Annotated in this window: 17 protein-coding genes; 9 read left to right on the top strand and 8 right to left on the bottom strand. The window is 43.0% G+C overall.

The genetic code is table 11. The annotated features are described in order from the left end of the window. Positions 1-260: 260 nt before the first annotated feature. The 3 genes from V7L01_RS26920 to pilM are packed head-to-tail and all read right to left on the bottom strand — an operon-like array spanning position 261 to position 2,912. On the bottom strand, positions 261-1,028 hold the full coding sequence (locus V7L01_RS26920; RefSeq protein WP_335040254.1) for a pilus assembly protein PilO: 768 nt from the start codon (positions 1,026-1,028) through the stop codon (positions 261-263). Beyond that, complete coding sequence (locus V7L01_RS26915; RefSeq protein ID WP_335040252.1) at positions 1,025-1,801, bottom strand: PilN domain-containing protein; 777 nt, start codon at positions 1,799-1,801, stop codon at positions 1,025-1,027. Before V7L01_RS26915 ends, V7L01_RS26920 begins: the two co-directional genes overlap by 4 nt. A 4-nt stretch (positions 1,802-1,805) precedes the next feature. Next, complete coding sequence (gene pilM, locus V7L01_RS26910; RefSeq protein ID WP_335040249.1) at positions 1,806-2,912, bottom strand: type IV pilus biogenesis protein PilM; 1,107 nt, start codon at positions 2,910-2,912, stop codon at positions 1,806-1,808. 141 nt (positions 2,913-3,053) lie between these two features. On the opposite strand from pilM, the gene V7L01_RS26905 reads away from it, so the two are divergent. Next, positions 3,054-4,352 carry an ABC transporter substrate-binding protein gene (locus V7L01_RS26905; protein ID WP_335040246.1) on the top strand — a complete coding sequence of 433 codons (1,299 nt, stop codon included), beginning with the start codon at positions 3,054-3,056 and terminating at the stop codon, positions 4,350-4,352. A gap of 88 nt (positions 4,353-4,440) precedes the next feature. Here the strand turns inward: V7L01_RS26905 and V7L01_RS26900 are convergent, their stop codons facing one another. The 3 genes from V7L01_RS26900 to V7L01_RS26890 form a co-directional block, all read right to left on the bottom strand. Beyond that, positions 4,441-5,739: a bifunctional folylpolyglutamate synthase/dihydrofolate synthase gene (locus V7L01_RS26900; RefSeq protein ID WP_335040244.1), complete on the bottom strand. Its 1,299-nt coding sequence runs from the start codon at positions 5,737-5,739 to the stop codon at positions 4,441-4,443. A gap of 205 nt (positions 5,740-5,944) precedes the next feature. Continuing rightward, complete coding sequence (locus V7L01_RS26895) at positions 5,945-6,070, bottom strand: photosystem II protein Y (protein ID WP_012411301.1); 126 nt, start codon at positions 6,068-6,070, stop codon at positions 5,945-5,947. 225 nt (positions 6,071-6,295) lie between these two features. After that, entirely contained in the window at positions 6,296-6,823 is a 528-nt protein-coding gene (locus V7L01_RS26890) for a gamma carbonic anhydrase family protein (RefSeq protein WP_335040242.1), read from the bottom strand. 14 nt (positions 6,824-6,837) lie between these two features. Here V7L01_RS26890 and V7L01_RS26885 point away from each other — a divergent pair, with 14 nt between their 5' ends. The 6 genes from V7L01_RS26885 (at position 6,838) to map (ending at position 12,828) form a co-directional block, all read left to right on the top strand. Beyond that, positions 6,838-7,026, top strand: coding sequence for a hypothetical protein (locus V7L01_RS26885; protein ID WP_335040240.1), 189 nt, complete (start codon positions 6,838-6,840; stop codon positions 7,024-7,026). A 39-nt stretch (positions 7,027-7,065) separates the two neighbouring features. Next, positions 7,066-7,575, top strand: a complete 510-nt coding sequence (locus V7L01_RS26880) for a TIGR02652 family protein (protein WP_428850620.1) — start codon at positions 7,066-7,068, stop codon at positions 7,573-7,575. Positions 7,576-7,653: 78 nt separating this feature from the next. Then, positions 7,654-8,097, top strand: coding sequence for a VOC family protein (locus V7L01_RS26875; RefSeq protein WP_335040238.1), 444 nt, complete (start codon positions 7,654-7,656; stop codon positions 8,095-8,097). Positions 8,098-8,239: 142 nt separating this feature from the next. Beyond that, positions 8,240-11,092 carry a M16 family metallopeptidase gene (locus V7L01_RS26870; protein ID WP_335040236.1) on the top strand — a complete coding sequence of 951 codons (2,853 nt, stop codon included), beginning with the start codon at positions 8,240-8,242 and terminating at the stop codon, positions 11,090-11,092. Between the two features lie 103 nt (positions 11,093-11,195). Further along, positions 11,196-11,720: a cupredoxin domain-containing protein gene (locus tag V7L01_RS26865; RefSeq protein ID WP_335040234.1), complete on the top strand. Its 525-nt coding sequence runs from the start codon at positions 11,196-11,198 to the stop codon at positions 11,718-11,720. A gap of 280 nt (positions 11,721-12,000) precedes the next feature. Next, a complete protein-coding gene (map, locus tag V7L01_RS26860) occupies positions 12,001-12,828 on the top strand; it encodes a type I methionyl aminopeptidase (protein WP_335040232.1) in 828 nt (275 codons plus the stop codon). Positions 12,829-12,956: 128 nt separating this feature from the next. Here the strand turns inward: map and V7L01_RS26855 are convergent, their stop codons facing one another. Further along, positions 12,957-14,210, bottom strand: a complete 1,254-nt coding sequence (locus V7L01_RS26855) for a hypothetical protein (RefSeq protein WP_335040229.1) — start codon at positions 14,208-14,210, stop codon at positions 12,957-12,959. A 403-nt stretch (positions 14,211-14,613) separates the two neighbouring features. Here V7L01_RS26855 and V7L01_RS26850 point away from each other — a divergent pair, with 403 nt between their 5' ends. Both V7L01_RS26850 and V7L01_RS26845 read left to right on the top strand, forming a co-directional pair. Beyond that, the gene (locus tag V7L01_RS26850; RefSeq protein WP_335040227.1) at positions 14,614-16,011 is read left to right on the top strand and encodes an amidase; all 1,398 of its coding nucleotides are present in this window, start codon (positions 14,614-14,616) and stop codon (positions 16,009-16,011) included. Between the two features lie 8 nt (positions 16,012-16,019). Beyond that, positions 16,020-16,733 carry a Crp/Fnr family transcriptional regulator gene (locus V7L01_RS26845; RefSeq protein ID WP_335040224.1) on the top strand — a complete coding sequence of 238 codons (714 nt, stop codon included), beginning with the start codon at positions 16,020-16,022 and terminating at the stop codon, positions 16,731-16,733. Between the two features lie 62 nt (positions 16,734-16,795). Here the strand turns inward: V7L01_RS26845 and V7L01_RS26840 are convergent, their stop codons facing one another. After that, positions 16,796-17,167, bottom strand: a complete 372-nt coding sequence (locus tag V7L01_RS26840; RefSeq protein ID WP_335040222.1) for a DUF5615 family PIN-like protein — start codon at positions 17,165-17,167, stop codon at positions 16,796-16,798. Positions 17,168-17,170 lie beyond the last annotated feature (3 nt).

Raw genomic sequence — 17,170 nt, 5'->3', positions numbered from 1 at the left:
TAGGGGCGCACAATTGTCATTGGTGTCAACTTAACGTCAAAAGGGCGGTTATAAACCGCACACGAGTCATCTCAATGGAGGAAAATACGCACAGTGCTGGCTCGTCTACACAAGCAAAACACGCCTTCGCGGGTTGAAAACCCTGAGTTTTTCGTTAGCCCTTGTAGACGGACTTAGTTTGTATAGCTGTGAATTCGATTGCCCTGGCTCTAAGTTGACACGTATGACAACTGTGCACCCCTACTTAGGACTCTTTACTATTACTTTTTCGCGGCAGCTTTAGCTGCTGCGGCTGCTATTGCTTCTGGACTAAGTGGCATCAATACCTGTAATTGGAATGATGTATTAATCGCTGCTGGCCCTACCTGTATCGGCGTTTTATCTAATGAGGATCTTGACTCTACAGGAGCCAAAGTTGCTTGATAATCTTTAACTATTAACAAAGGCTGTAAACGCTCAATGTTACGCATTATCGATTGTGTTTGCTCATAAGTTCCTGTAATTTCCGCATTGATAATGCTGCGTTGCAGCTTGCCGTCAACCTGTAGTCCTAGACTTCCATCGGTGACTGGTTCTGGTTTTTGGGAAACTGGCACAAATTTCTTTAATTTGGCTCTCACTACATTCATAGAAGTTGGAGTATTGCCAGACTCAACCAAGCGGTTCACATCCAACAGCAATGTATCTAAGGTTTTTTCGTTAGCAAATAAACCTAAAACCTGAACTTTTTGCTGCTTTGCCTGCGCTAGATCGGCTTTAACTTTATCAATCTGTTTGATATTGGCTTTTTTTTGCTCAATTTGTGCTTGCAGTTCAGAGGTTTTTGCTTGCTGCTGCTGATAGCTTTCCCAAGCTGGCATCAGCAGGTTTAAAAATATGTAACCTGCTCCCGCTAAACCAATTACCCCCACTAAAATACCAATGATTTGTGGTGTAAAGGCAATACCAAATATCACGGGGGAGGCTGGCGTTTCTTGATCGAATTCCCCACCATGCTCGGCAAAATTTAAATCATCACTCAGCGTCATTTTGGAATGACTCCTGTTTGTTGCATATTACGAATTCGAGTCACTAACCCCACTGTGCCTTTTTTTTCCAACTCCCGGATTAATTCCGAAGCTGGTACATCGCTCATGCTCGATTGAATAGTGTATCTCACTACTTGGGGTGGCTTAATTATTACACCAGCAGTAGGTTGACCCACACCAGGTGCTAAGGGAGCATCTACTAACGTTGCCGTCAGAATTCTGCTTTCTGAGGACTTCAAGAACCGAGACTGTTGTAAAATCAATAAGAAATCATTGACATCGTTAAAAGAACGGGCCAATCCGTTAATTTCTAATCCGCCGGCGGGATTGCTTGGTGGTTGACCTGCCGCTGCCACAATGGGTGGCGTTTGCTTGATGTTATCGATTTGCACTGCCACTGGGGTGCGATCGCGCAAATCTTGCAGCATTGCTGACCAAGGACGAATCTGGTCAAATACAGTGACTAAAGCTTGGGTTTCCCCTTTAATTGCGTTCGTCTCGGTTTTGATTTTGTTAAGATTTCCTATTTCTGTATCTAATCGCTTGCTTTCTTGGTCTAGTTGTGCTACTTTCCCTTCTAATTCAACAATCTTCCCTTGCAAAATCCACCAACCAACTCCCAATAAAACTGGAATACCTACACCTATTGCAACTCCTACATACACTGGTGTCATATTCCCTGTAGGCAGCTTTAGGGATATTCCTCCCTTTTTCTCAGGCTTTTTCTGGTATGCTGGGCGGTCTTTAAGAAAGTTAACATCTAGGCTGTACATTTTGTTACACCTCCCGCATTCCTAGACCGAGTACGACCGCCAAGCCAGAGCGTTGCACCTGTGGATATTTATCAGTGTCAACTTCCAAAGACAAAGCCCCGATTGGATCTATTTGGGTAGTTGGCAAGCTCAATCGTTGGGTAAAAAATTCATCTAGCTGTTGGAGTCCACCTCCTGGGCCAGCTAATATAATCTGCGCTACCTCCAAATTTTCACTTTGATTGAGGTAAAAATCGATGGAACGGCGTAGTTCGTCAGTTAGTTCTCCCAATACCCTCAATATGGCTGCCATACCAGGATTGAGTTCCGTGACGCCGGTTTTGCCACCGTCTATGGGAGTTGGGGTAATGACCATTCCGTATAACAGATCCATATCTCGTGATGTGGGTAAGCTCATTGCCCTTGCTAAGGCAGTTTGCATTTGATAAGTCCCGATTGGGACTGTGCGCGAAAATTGCGGCACTCCGTTAACGATGATGGCGATTTCTGTACTGTCGAACTCTATATCAACGAGTACTGCTGCTTCTTGCGGACCAAATTGTCGCAGTTGTTCGCGAATAGTCCGAATCAGAGCAAAACTGTTAATTTCTAAAACATCAATTTGTAATCCTGCCTGCTCGAATGTACTTATATAGGTATCCGTTATGTCTTTGCGGGTGGCAACTAGGAGTACGTGTACTTTTTCAATGCCATCTTCATCTACAAAATACCCAAGTTTCTGATAATCTACATCAGCCTCTTCACGAGCATAGGGTAAATACAAACCTGCTTCATGGTTCAGAACCATTTCTCGCAGTTCTTTGTCATCTAACTCTGCTGGCACAGGTATTATCCGAACGATAGAATCTCGCCCTGGTACACCAGTAGCAACACGAGAAGTTTTGATTTTGCTCTCAGCTAGCGCCTGCTGGATTAACTGCGCCATTGCTGGAGAGTCGGTGATTTGACCATCGGTAACTATGCCTTCTGGAACTGGTACCGATGTAAAGGTTTCTAATTTCAAGCCTTGACCCTGCTTGCGTAGTTGAACTACATTTACCCGTTCGGGAGCAAGTTCAATGCCGACCCCTTTTTTTGATTTGCCAAACAGACTATTGAAGCTTTTTACCACAGGTGTGCCCGCTGGACTGCTAAATTGGAAATTTAAATGATACTAAGAAACGGACTTGGTGCTAGGTAATTTATTTAGCCTATAATCTCGACAATTCTGTCTAAGCTTTTCACACTGAGCAAGCGTAAAAATACTGGGAAAATGATTCAATTGCGAAAATTTAAACAACTTATTGCTTTTACATTACTTGGCTTATTAACTAGTTGGATTGTAAGTTGCAGCACAGGTAATGTTGGTACAACTACAAAACAGGCTACTTCAGGAGCGGCAACTGTTGAGTTTTGGACAATGCAACTCCAACCTCAATTTACCGACTACTTCAAAAGCCTAATTGCGAGTTTTGAATCGCAAAATCCAGGTATAAAGATTAACTGGGTTGATATCCCTTGGGCGGCGATGGAGAACAAAATTTTAACAGCTGTCTCAGCAAAAACGCCACCTGATGTAGTTAACCTCAATCCGGGTTTTGCTTCCCAACTTGCCGGACGAAATGCCTGGTTAGATTTAGACACGAAAGTCCCAAACGATGTACGTTCCTCCTATCTACCGAATATATGGAAAGCAAGCACGCTTAATGGCAAGAGTTTTGGGATTCCCTGGTATCTCACCACACGGTTAACCATTTATAACACTGATTTATTAAAACAGGCAGGTATCAATAAATCACCTGCGACCTACGCAGAATTGGCACAAGCAGCCCAACAAATTAAAGATAAGACTGGCAAATATGCGTTTTTTGTGACTTTCGTACCACAAGATTCTGGTGAAGTGCTGGAATCTTTCGTGCAAATGGGAGTTACCCTAGTAGATGCTCAGGGGAAAGCGGCGTTTAATTCGGCACAAGGTAAGGCAGCGTTTCAGTATTGGGTAGACTTGTATAAAAAAGGATTGCTTCCTAAAGAGGCTTTGACCCAAGGACATCGCCACGCGATCGATTTATACCAATCTGGAGAGACTGCATTTCTAGCTTCTGGCCCAGAGTTCCTGAAAACGATCGCTAATAATGCCCCAAAAATCGCTCAAGCTTCGGGAATAGCACCTCAACTCACTGGTGACACAGGTAAGAAAAATGTCGCGGTGATGAATATAGTTATTCCCCGCGATAGCAAACAACCAGACGGCGCTGTGAAATTTGCTTTATTTGTCACCAATAACGAAAATCAGTTAGCCTTTGCAAAAGCTGCAAATGTTCTACCTTCTACAATCAAAGCATTGTCTGATAGTTATTTTAAAGATGTTCCAGCTAATGCTTCAACGATAGAAAAAGCGCGAGTTATGAGTGCTAAAGAACTACCACAAGCAGAAATATTAACTCCTACTTTGAAGGACTTTAACAAACTACAAAAGGCAGTTTATGAGAACTTGCAAGCAGCAATGTTAGGCGAGAAGACTGTAGATAAAGCTGTAGAAGATGCGGCGCAAGAGTGGAATCAAAGGTAAATTGGTAATTCGTAATGACGCGACGCTCCTGCGTCGCTAACGCTTCGCTATCGCGGACTCGCTACCGCTACGCTAACGTAAATCATAATTACGAATTACGATTTAGATTGGTGGTTGCTAAGAAATCGCCTACTAAATAAAGGGAACCACACAAAACGATTAAATCGTCTGTGGCAGCTGTTGAGGTTGCGGCTTCTAATGCTGTGAATAAATCTGGATATATTTGGCGATAGCTTAATTCGGGACAGAGGCTGTAAGCTAGGTTTGATAAGTAGTCTAGGTCAGCGGAGGTTCTACCAGGCCAAGATTCTACTGGTATTGGTACTAAAAAAAGGCGATCGCCTGGCCGCAATAAGGCGGCAAAAATATCAGCATGATCCTTATCGGAAAACATTCCCATAACCCAATTGACTGGCTCATGCTTAACTTTGTCTAAGCTATCAACATACTGGCGCAGAACTTGGGCGGCGGCGGTATTATGAGCGCCATCAAGTAATAATTTATGGTTGTTCCAAGTAACCCATTGCATCCGCCCCGGCCATTTAGTTTTTGCCATACCGTTAGTTATGGCTTCTTCTGAAATCTGCCAACCCTGTTGTTGGAGAATTTCTAAAGCTGCTATTGCCAAAGCTGAATTAGTTAATTGAATCTGTCCCGCTAACGGTAACGGATATTTAATTAAATTAGAATTTTGAATACTTTGATATTCTGCCCATCCTGTAGCGATTTGACGGGCGGGTTGAGGCGTAAAAATCGGGCATTGTAATTCTAAGGCACGCGATCGCACAACTTCTTCTGCATCCGGTGGTAATACGCCAACCACAACGGCACATCCAGGTTTGAGAATACCTGCTTTTTCTCTAGCAATATCAGCGACGGTAGGGCCAAGTTGTTGCCAGTGTTCTCGGCTGATGGAAGTGATGATGGTAACCAGGGGTTCCAAACAGACATTTGTAGCATCTAAGCGCCCTCCTAGCCCAACTTCTACCACTGCTACATCGACTTGTTGCTGGGCAAAATATAACCAAGCCGCTGCGGTAATTACTTCAAACTGAGTTGCCGATTCGTCATCAGCACGAATAACCGCTTGGACTTGTTCTAATAATTGGCTCAATTCCTCTGAGGAAATTGGCTGTTCGTTCAGACAAATACGTTCTGTCCAATCAACTAAATGGGGAGAAGTGTAGCGTCCTGTCCGATAACCAGCCTCAGTAAGTACTGAGGAAAGATAAGCACATACTGAACCTTTGCCATTGGTGCCAGCAACATGAATTATCCGGACTTGGTGATGGGGATTGCCGAGTTTTGCCAATAGGTTGACAATGCGATCGAGTCCCAGATGGACGCCAAAGCGTTGCAGGGGTTGTATTAAAGAATCGATATCCAAGGGATGGGGAGTAGGGAGCAGGGGAACAGGGGAGCAGGGGAGCAGGGGAGCAGGGGAGCAGGGGAGCAGGGGAGAAGAGTTTTCCCCTCTGCCCCCTGCTCCCTGCCTCTTTTAATGCCCCATGCTCAATTAATCATTATGAATAAAACCGACTGCCTCTGTGAACAGAAACAGTCGGTTGAAGATTGATGATATTGAGCCGAATTTAAGCTTCTCTATCCAAAAAGCCTTGAATTTGTCTTAAAGCCGCAGCGCCAATATTAAATACTGCCCAGCTAGCAGCAATGACAACTGGTGCTAAAACGATCGCTATACGGTAATCGATATCCATATCTAGAACCCCTCTCTTAAGTAGAAATTAAAGTTTTGTCAACTGCTCTCATTTTTATTTTTAGCTGAAGTGGGCAACTTTTCCAACTAGATATGTAAAGAATGTTTAAATTATGGGTCATTGGGCATTGATAAAGAGGCAGAGGGGCGGGGTGCGGGGGGCAGAGGGGAAAAACTTACTGCAACTTCTCCTCTGCTCCCTGCTCCCCTGCTTCTTCCCCACTCCTTAAGACTTACTAAAGCCAATATCAGTACCCTTATTGGCGTGAACTAAAGCTAACTTTTGGTAACGTTTAGCGTGTTCAATCAGTTCTGCGGCTTCAGTCTCTGTTACTTGGCGTAACACTTTGCCAGGAACACCGACAACTAGGGACAGAGGCGGTACATTTTTAGTTACAACTGCACCAGCACCGATAATGCTACCAGCGCCCACTCGTACCCCGTTTAAAATCACTGCGCCAATGCCAATCAAACTTCCACGCTCAATGTAGGCGGAATGTACCACAGCGCGATGCCCAACGGTAACACGATCTTCTAAAATTGTCGGAAAACCAGGATCGCTATGTAGAATTGCACCATCCTGAATATTTGTGCATTCGCCAATTTCAATGCGTTCCACATCTCCCCTAACTACTGCTCCATACCAAATGCTTACCCCTGGTGCTATATTTACCGAACCCATAACAACAGCATTGGCTGCGATGAAGGCAGCTTGAGAAAAATCGACAGATGTCCAGTAAGAAGCGGTAGACACGATAGAATATAAATATGGTACCCAGGAACACTGGAGAAACTCCAACCTTTGAGGCTGGTTGCATAACCAGGATATCACAGCGTCAAGCCTCTACGCTGAGGAAAACACTGGTGAACAATGTTCCTGCCGCAACTCTGTGTCTATGCAGCAGTGAGCAAGTAACCCAAAGTGGTGGAGCCGAAGTGTACGATCCAATCTACTAGTGCTGGTGAAGACAAAATTATGTTTGTACGCACTTCATGATGAATCCAGGTTTGCAGTACCCGATGTTTGGGCCGGAAATACAGTGTCCCCATTGTCGCCAGACTATTCCGGCGCTGACACTAACAGATACCTATTTATGTCCGCGTCATGGCGCGTTTGAAGCCAATCCTAAAAATGGAGAGTTAATCCATTTGCAATCGGGGCGTCATTGGCGGAGGTGGAATAATGAATGGTATAGACAGCATACTCATCCCGATGGTATTCGGTTTGAAATTCACGAAGCATTAGACAAGCTCTATACCCAAGGCTATCGAGCCACAAGAGTGATTATTGCTCGACGCTATCAAGAATTGATGAGTGGCTACTTAGAACGCAGTACACCTTGGCGTTCTGGACAACCGGAAGCTACAGCGGCTCGACTATACGGCTTACCCGTTGAGTTTAGCCCTGATACCTCAGAAGATCCCTGTTGGGAAGTGATTAATTTTGACTTGGAAAAAGAACCTGGCGTCCCTGTACGCTACCCTTATTTCAGGTTGTTTGAGTAATGGTCATTTGTCATTAGTCATTTGTCATTAGTGAATAACAAAGGACAAATGACTAAGGACTAAGGACTAAGGACTAATATGCACCACGCTTCTATTCGGACTGCGAATATTCATCGAGCGATCGCTTTCTACGAACATTTAGGGTTTACAATTTCGGAGCGCTTTACTACAGGCTACACCCTAGCTTGCTGGATGGAAGGATTGGGCGGCAGAATTGAACTGATCCAAATTCCCGAACCAAAACCAGCCCCAGATGCGTTTGCTGACGAACATTATGTGGGATATTATCATCTCTCGTTTGATTTAACTGAGATTACACCAGATTTACCTACCTGGTTGACAAATTTGCAAGAACGTGTAGCAATTGCTGCTGAGAGTCAAGCCGAAGAATTACAACCGTTGAAGGTACTTTTAGAACCGACACAACAGCAAATAGGCGATCGCATTTACGAAGTGGCTTTTATCGCCGATACCGATGGCTTACCTTTGGAATTCATTCGAGTTTTAGCAAAACTCCCATAATTTAGCTTTTTTATTACCTTTATTGCTAATATATTGTTTTTCTGTATTGTTGCCGAGGTAACAGATTTTCTTGCCAGATTAAACTATGTTCGCTCACCAAAATAACTATGTAATTTAATTTACAGAGATACTTGCTAAGTACATGTATGGATTTTCCAGATTTTATAAATATCCTTTGCCATTATTACTTTTAATCTTATGGCTATTAGCGGTTTTTTTATTGAGCGATCGACCTGCTCATAGCCAACATACAACCACATCTAATAAAGAAAAATATCAGTCAAGCTTGCTAACAAAAAGAATAATGCCCTCAACACTGACAGAAAATGTCCGCAAGACAGTGCTGGAGAATGGTCTAACTGTGCTGACAAAGGAAGTGCATACTGCGCCAGTAGTGACGGTGCAGGTGTGGTATAAGGTTGGCTCACGCAACGAAGAACCGGGCGTGAATGGCATTGCCCACCAGTTAGAACACATGATGTTTAAAGGCACAAAAAATCGTCCGATTCAATTTGGACGTTTGTTTAGTGCTTTAGGTAGTGATTCCAATGCTTTTACCAGCTATGACCAAACTGCATATTACGGTACTGTAGAACGAAACAAGCTGAAAGCGCTCTTGGTGCTGGAAGCAGACAGAATGCAAAATTCCCAGATTGAGCCAGAGCAACTAGCGAGTGAGAAGCGGGTAGTAATTTCGGAGTTGCAGGGTTACGAAAATAGTCCAGAATATCGCCTCAACCGGGCTGTCATGCAGGCGGTGTTTCCCAATCATGCTTATGGGTTGCCTGTAGGTGGCACGAAAGCTGATGTTGAAAAATTTGAAGTTGAGCAGGTAGAAAAATATTACCGCAATTTTTACAGTCCCGATAATGCTGTTTTAGTGATTGCTGGTGATTTTCAAACTGCAAACACTCTGGAAATAGTTAAAGAGGTATTTGGCAAACTAGGCAGGGGGCAGGGGGGCAGGGGGCAGGGGGCAGGGGGCAGGGAGCAGGGAGCAGGAATTATTTCTTCCTCATCCCCCTCATCCCCCATAATATTGCGAGAACCGGGGGCAGGGCGGCTGTTACAAGTTGTGTATCCGCTACCGGATGCAAATCAACCAGATGTGCCTGCGCTGGATGTGATGGATTACATCTTGACAGAAGGACGGAATTCTAGACTTTATCAGGCTTTGGTGGAATCAGGTTTAGCTAGTGAATTAACAGCATCCGTCACCAGTTTGCGAGAATCTGGATGGTATGAGGTGTTGGTGACGGCTGGTTCTAAACAAGATTTGAAAAAAATTGATTCAGTATTGAGTAGCGCGATCGCCAATGTAGCAGAAAAAGGCGTGACATCAGAGGAAGTTGAACGAGCCAAAACCCAATTAGCAGCAGATGTAATTTTGAGTAACCGTGATATTACCTCTCAAGCAATGCGATTGGGTACTGATGAGACAACTGTTGGTGATTATCGCTACACAGACCGCTATTTGGCCGCTGTCCGTCTGGTGAAGCCAACGGATGTTGTTGCTGCGATTAATAAATACCTCACAAAAGGAGCCAGGACAGTAGGCTTTTTTGAACCAACCCAGAAGCGGATAACAGGGGTTGGTGACAAACCAGATTCAGCCCAAACTACAGAGAATTTTTCTCCTGGCGCACCTGTGCTTCCTTCTGAGGTGGGGAAATACTTACCACCTGTGGATTTGGCTCCAGATGCGTTGCTTGCCGTCGAAAACATCGCCCAAGTATTACCACAGGAATTCAAATTTACCAACGGACTGCGATTATTACTGTTACCGGATAATAGTACTCCCACCGTTACCCTGAGCGGTTATATTCAAGCTGGGACGGAATTCGATCCAGAGAATAAAGCTGGACTAGCTGCTTTTGTCGCAGAGAATTTGCTCAATGGCACCAAAAGCAAGGATGTCTTAACTATTGCTAAAGTCTTGGCAGAACGGGGGGCGAGTCTAGACTTTCAAACCTACCGCGAAGGTGTGCATATCGAAGGTGATAGTTTAGCAGAGGATTTGCCGATACTCGTTGAGATATTGGCAGATGTTGTTAAACATAGTACCTTTCCAGTCAAAGAATTGGAATTGTATCGCCAACAAACTTTAACTGAACTGCAACAGGAATTAGATGAGCCATCAGAAGTAGCCAGAAGAATATTTGTTCAGTCAATTTACCCGAAAAAACATCCCTTACATACCTTTCCCACAGAGGAAACTTTACAGCAGATTCAGCGCCAGGATGTGATTGACTTCAAAGCTAAACATTATCGTCCAGATACGACAGTGTTAGCGCTGGTGGGAGATTTCGATCTAGACAAAGTGCGATCGCTGATTAAAAATAAGTTTGGTAACTGGGAAGTTAGCGGCCAAGCACCAACATTAAAATATCCCCCGGTGCCAATGCTGGAGAAAATAGTCAGTGTCAACCCAGTTTTGCCAGATAAAGCCCAAGCTGTTACATATATGGGTTACACAGCTATTAACCGTTACGATCCTCGATTTCACGCAGCCTTAGTATTGAACCAGATTTTGGGAGGCGATACCTTATCTAGTAGACTGGGTGCAGAAGTGCGCGATCGCCAAGGTTTGAGCTATGGAATTTATAGCTCCTTCCAAGCTGGGAAGAATGCAGGGACATTTTTGATTGAGATGCAAACTAGTCCTGAAGATAGCACCAAAGCGATCGCCAGCACCCGCCAAATACTCCAGCAAATCCATCAACAAGGCGTCACTGCACTGGAAGTTGAAACAGCTAAACGCACCCTCATCAGCAACTACAATGTTTCCCTGGCAAACCCAGAGGAATTAACAGACAGGATTTTGATGAATGAGGTGTATGGACTAGATAAAGTAGAATTACACTCCTTGACTCAAAAAATCCAGAAAGTAACTCTTGACCAAGTTAATCAAACGGCTCGTGAGTTACTTCACCCAGATCGAATTGTAGTCGTTACTGCTGGGCCATCTGTGTTAGCAGAGAAAAGCATTAGGTAGAGATGGGCATTGGGCATGGATAATATAAAGAATAGGTAAAGTTCTTTTTCCAGATACCTATTATTTTTTCCTGCTCGCTAACATTGCCTTTTGAGAACTACTGATGAAAATTTATAACTATTTATATCAAATTGTAATTACATCTCTGACTTTACCCACTCTTGCTTGGCTGCAAATATTACGACGAAACTACGTGATATTAACGTTGCTTTTGGGTCTAAATTTCATCGCTGCTACTCCAGCAATGGCAGCAAATTTGTCTGGCGATTTGCTCAAGCAACCAGCTACAGAAATTACAGTTAGTTTAGGTAATTTGGCTAACGAACTCAAGTTTGAGCCAAATCATTTGGAATTCGAGGCTGGCAAACGCTATCAACTCCGGCTTACCAATCCCAGCCAACTGAAACACTATTTTACTGCTAAAGATTTTGCCGATGGCATCTGGACACAAAAAGTCCAAGCAGGCAAAGTAGAAATCAAAGGAGCCATTCACGAACTAGAACTCAAGCCGGGTGCTGAGGCAGAATGGGTATTTGTGCCCCTGAAATCTGGCACTTATGGCTTACGTTGTCCAATACCAGGACATACCGAAGCAGGCATGACTGGAGAAATTGCCATCAAGAATTAAAAATTATTCGACTCGGTATTTGGTAGCCGTATAATGTTTCGATTAAAGATAATTGAGCTAAATCGCATAGTGTGCAGCGAAAAATAAGTTAGGGCGATTTTGATTGCAGCCCAAGCGATCGCGAGTAGGCGAATGTGTTATTGTATATACGTTAGCGGCTAAACTGGAAGAATCCCGATCGGGGATTAAAATAACTTAAATTATAGATATTATTTCTCAATTAATCTAGAGAAAGCATTGATACTTCAGCGTCAGAGCCACCAGTAATTATTAATTTCCCATGAACATTTTCAGTAACTTAATTTCTCAAACGACTCAGCCAGCACCTGCGAAAAAACAACGTCGAGGAATTGAAATTAAATCGCCGCGTGAAATTGAAATCATGCGCCAATCAGCGACAATTGTGGCAACTGTCCTAAAAGAAATTTCCGAGCTAGTAAAGCCAGGAATGACCACTGCTGATTTGGATGCTTATGCAGAAAAACGTATCCGCGAAATGGGTGCAACGCCTAGTTTTAAAGGATATCACGGCTTTCCAGGTTCTATTTGCTCCAGCATTAACAATGAAGCAGTGCATGGCATTCCTAGTCCGAAGAAAGTAATTCGCGTGGGGGATGTATTAAAAGTAGATACGGGCGCTTATTACCAAGGCTTTCACGGTGATTCTTGCATTTCAATTGCTGTCGGTGAAGTGACGGAAGAAGCTGCTAAATTAATTCGCGTAGCAGAAGAAGCCTTATATAAAGGCATTGAACAAGTAAAAGCTGGTGTCTATTTGCTTGACCTAGCTGGAGCAATTGAAGACCATGTGAAAGCTAACGGCTTCAGTATAGTCGAAGAATTCACTGGACACGGTGTCGGTCGTAATCTGCACGAAGAACCTTCAGTATTCAACTACCGTACCCGTGAGATGCCAAATGTTAAACTCCGTGCGGGGATGACGCTGGCAATTGAGCCAATTTTAAATGCAGGTTCTAGACACACCCGGACATTATCTGACCGTTGGACAGCAGTCACCGTGGATAATTCTTTATCGGCTCAGTTTGAGCATACAGTGTTGGTGACAGAGACTGGTTATGAGATTTTGACTGACCGTTCTAAGGTGTAATTGTTAGTTGTAATTATCTGTTTTTAAGAGAGGTGAAGCGTCAAAAGAGGACGATTTGCCTCTTTATTTTTTTACAAAAATCGAAAGTCTTAGATTCGTGACTTCTTAGAAAAATCAGGAATCGTGTATTAGTTTTGGATTATTTCAGTGATAGCCGCATAGTTAGTTTTATAAATAGGAAGTCTTTCTTTAGCTTGTATAGAGACAGAAGTATTGTCTGGAATTGCTTGTAATAAATTGATTGCCTGTTGCCATTTGTCTTGTGCTTGCTGCCAAACTATTAGCGGATGAGGTGAATTTTGGACAGATAAATTAGCTTCTATTGCTAGTTTTTGGGCTGATTCTAAGTTGGCTACGGCTTTCTTTTCAATTAAGGCTCTTTGATTGATTGCGTTATAGTTAATCTGATAGTAAGCCAATTTCTTTTTTGCTCGGTCAGAAACTGATGTTTGATTAGGAATACTATCTAACAAGATTATTGCCTGATGCCATTTGTTTTGTGCTTGTTGCCAGACTTTTAGAGGATGTGGTGGTTTTTGAACCAGAGAGGCAGCCTCCATACCGAGTTTTTGAGCAGATTTAAAGTTAGCATTCGCACTTCCTTCTTGAGCTAAACTTAGACTTTGCTCTTTAATTTTCCAAGCACCAAAACCCAAGATTAATAAACTTGAGGCTATAACTAAAGCCAAACGTACTATTTTTTGTGTCGAGAACTTTGGTACTATTTCTTCCTGCTGGCTAATAATTACTTCTTTACTACTTTCCTCACCAATCTTTTTTACGGCTTCTTCTGCCTGTTCCCTTAAAGTGTCACCCTGAATAATTAAAGCAGTAATTTTTTCTTGAAAATAATCGCAATCATTGAGAATATCTGTCAATTCTTGAACTTTTCCTTCACTCGATATAATTAATTCGTGGTCATCATCTAACCACTCTAAAGCGAAGCCAGATTTACCATAGAAAGCAGACACACCTAATAAAATATTTAATAAACCATGACTATTTTTAATAGTATTAAAAATATAATTTAATTTTAATTGTAACTCTAATAGCTCCTTTTGATAGTTGCTAATTATTTGAATTTGACGTTGTAAAATATTAGGCTTGCCAAAGTCTAAGTTAATTTTTAAACCCTCAGTAATTTCCTGAAAACTCATGGTTATGCTGAGATGATTAATATCAATGTTTATTTGATTTACCAACTTAACATCACTAAGAATATCGGCGGCTATTGCCTGTAAAAAATATCCCCATTCAATCCAAGAATCAATTTTTGTTTGTAAATCAGTTAAGGAAAACTTAGTTTTTGAATTGCCAAATTTTTCTGCTAAGACTGCATCTACTAATCCCATACTTGGGATAAACAAACTAGTAATAGTCACCGGGGCGATCGCAGAACTTCTAATGTTATCAAATCTTAATTCATGAACAATTAATTTTTTAATATTCCGTAGTTGTTCCTGAGCATTATTAATCAGGATAATTTGTTCCATGATTTGATTAGAATCGCCAATAGTCAGTTTTAGACTCTGAATCAATGTTGGCAATTCACTAACAAGTATTTCTAAGTTAGCCATAAATACCCCTTAGGGATTTGTCGAAAGTTTACGCGAAACAATTAAAATGGCTTGAGTAAGAACGTAACCACGGCTGTTGCATCCAAGCATCCTAGTTGAGTGACAAATTTCAGGAGCTACAAAATATATAGTTCCCGGAAATCCTGCTAAAGTAACAATTTCAGTTTCAAAATCCCAGAGAAAGACAAAATTACCCATTCACTAACGTATGAATGAAGTTGATTTAGCATTTACCCCAGCACTAGAGTTGGCGCAATTAATCCGTCGCCGGGAAGTATCACCGCTAGAGTTGGTAGAAATATATTTAGAACGGATTGGGCAGTTGAATCCCCAATTAGGAAGTTATTTTACGGTGACGGCAGAACTAGCGATCGCAGATGCCAAAGCCAAAACAGAATTATTGACAACTACCTCAGAACTACCGCCATTTTTTGGGGTGCCAATTTCCATTAAAGACCTCAATGCTGTAGCAGGTGTTACCTGTACTTATGGAAATCCGGCATTACTGAACAATATCCCTAACTATGATGATGGGATTGTGGCACGGATTAAGCAAGCTGGATTTACTATTCTCGGCAAAACAGCCACTTCCGAATTAGGTTCATTACCTTACAGCGAACCTACGGGTTTTCCCCCAGCTAGAAATCCGTGGAATTTAGAATACACCCCTGGTGGTTCCAGTGGTGGCGCAGCAGCGGCGGTGGCAGCGGGATTGTGTGCGATCGCTCAAGGTTCTGATGGCGGTGGTTCGATTCGGGGGCCTGCGGCTTGTTGTGGTTTGGTGGGACTCAAACCATCCAGAGGCAGGGTGAGTAAAGCACCCGTAGGCGAACGCCTTGCTGGAATTGCTGCCAACGGCCCGATCGCCCGGACTGTGGCTGATGCTGCTGCCCTTTTGGATACCATATCTGGCTATGTCACAGGCGATCCTTACTGGTTGCCAGATCCCGAACCATCATTTCTCGCCGCCACCAAGACAAAACTCGGTGCTTTGCGAATTGCTTTTGACACTAGCATTTCTCCTTTGGGAGAAGCTGATGCCAACTGTCAGCAAGGTGTCCGCCAAACAGTTGAGTTATTAGAACAACTCGGCCACCAAGTTGAACAGAAATCCCCAGATTTTAGTGCTTTAGTTGAACCATTTCAAATCGTCTGGCAAGCTGGGGTAGCTGCGGCGGGACTTCCTGTTGAAGCCTTGCAACCATTGAATCGCTGGCTATTTGCACGCACAGGTACTGTTGCAGAATACCTGCAAGCAGTTTCTCAAATGCAGATAGTGGCACGGCAGATTGTGGCGTTTTTCGATACCGTGGATGTGCTGGTATTGCCAGTTTATCTACATTCACCCATCCTAGTTGGGGAATGGGCTTCGTTGAGTCCAGAAGAGACATTCCAAAATATTATTCAATGGGTTGCCCCTTGTCCGCCTGCGAATGCAACTGGACAACCTGCGATCGCAATTCCTGTAGGCTTTGATAGTAAGGGTTTACCCATGAGTGTGCAGCTAATTGGTAAACCTGCGGCTGAAGCCACCCTCATCAGCCTAGCAGCACAATTAGAAGCGGCTAACCCTTGGATTCATCATCGTCCAGCCTTTGCAATATAGGGCTGATCGTGCAGGCATCCCTGGAACAACTTTCGCAAATTATTGTGTTTGCAAGTTTAGAAATAGCAGACAAAGTAAATTTGCAACCTTCCACTCAGATACAACCGTATCGCAAAGGAGAAATTATTCTGCATGAGGGCGATCGCTTACCAGCAAAACTCTATGCTGTTGTCAGTGGTTCAATTCAAGTTACTAAAACAGCAATAACGGGGAAAGAGACGATTCTCCGCGCCCTAGCTGCTGGAGAAATTTTTGCGGCTCCTGCTTTGTTAGGAAATGGAATTTCTCCGGCAACTGTGACTGCTGAATCTGATTGTCATATTCTGACTGTAGAGCGAGATGCTTTATTAAAAGCTATTGGACAAAATCCTGAAATTGCATTACGAATGCTGATGGTTTTTAACAGTCGAATTCAGCAATTGCATGAAACAGTCCACGGATTAGTTTCTGAAAGAGCTATTGTTCGCCTTGCCAGATTAATTCAATATTTTGCTGCTGAATCTGGAACTGAATCTAGTTCGCAAGGCGAGTGTTTAAAAGTCAAATTATCTTATTATCGGATGGCTCGCAGTAGTGGCATTACTTACGAAGAATGTGTGCGGTTAATTAAAAGTCTCAAGTCAGTAATTGCCTATAGCCGAGGTGGGAAGATTACGATACTTGATGCAAAGAAATTGGATGCGATCGCTTCTGGTAGAATACCACCTGAACACATTAGCTAATATGTTCTATAGGAATCCGGGTGGATTTTTGCAAAAGACTACGAGAAAATACAGATAATTTTTCAAGTTTGCGCGGTTTCAGTAAAATTTTTTAAAGTGACTGGACGTACCACACGAATTAGTTTTCCCTGCAACGATTCTTCTGCTGTCACAGCCTCATTTATTCGTGCTGCAAACTGCTGCCAATTACGATTGTTAGTGCAAACAATAATACCGAAATGATTGCAATTTCGACGATGCAAGCGAATAAAATCATCCCTGTTAATGGTTAAAATCGAGCGTTCCTGGCTAGTTGCAAATTCCAGCACTTCGTCATCTGGTATGCCTAGTTCTGCATTTCCTGCTTCCTGAACAGTCAAAACATCATGTCCCAAAGTGCGTAATAATTCCACAACTGGAAGCGGAAACTGCTCATCCGCGTAAAAGCGTCCCATTGA

Origin of the sequence: Nostoc sp. (assembly GCF_036917095.1) — a bacterium.
Taxonomy (GTDB): Bacteria; Cyanobacteriota; Cyanobacteriia; order Cyanobacteriales; family Nostocaceae; genus Nostoc.
This window is presented reverse-complemented; position numbering and strand designations above follow the sequence as displayed.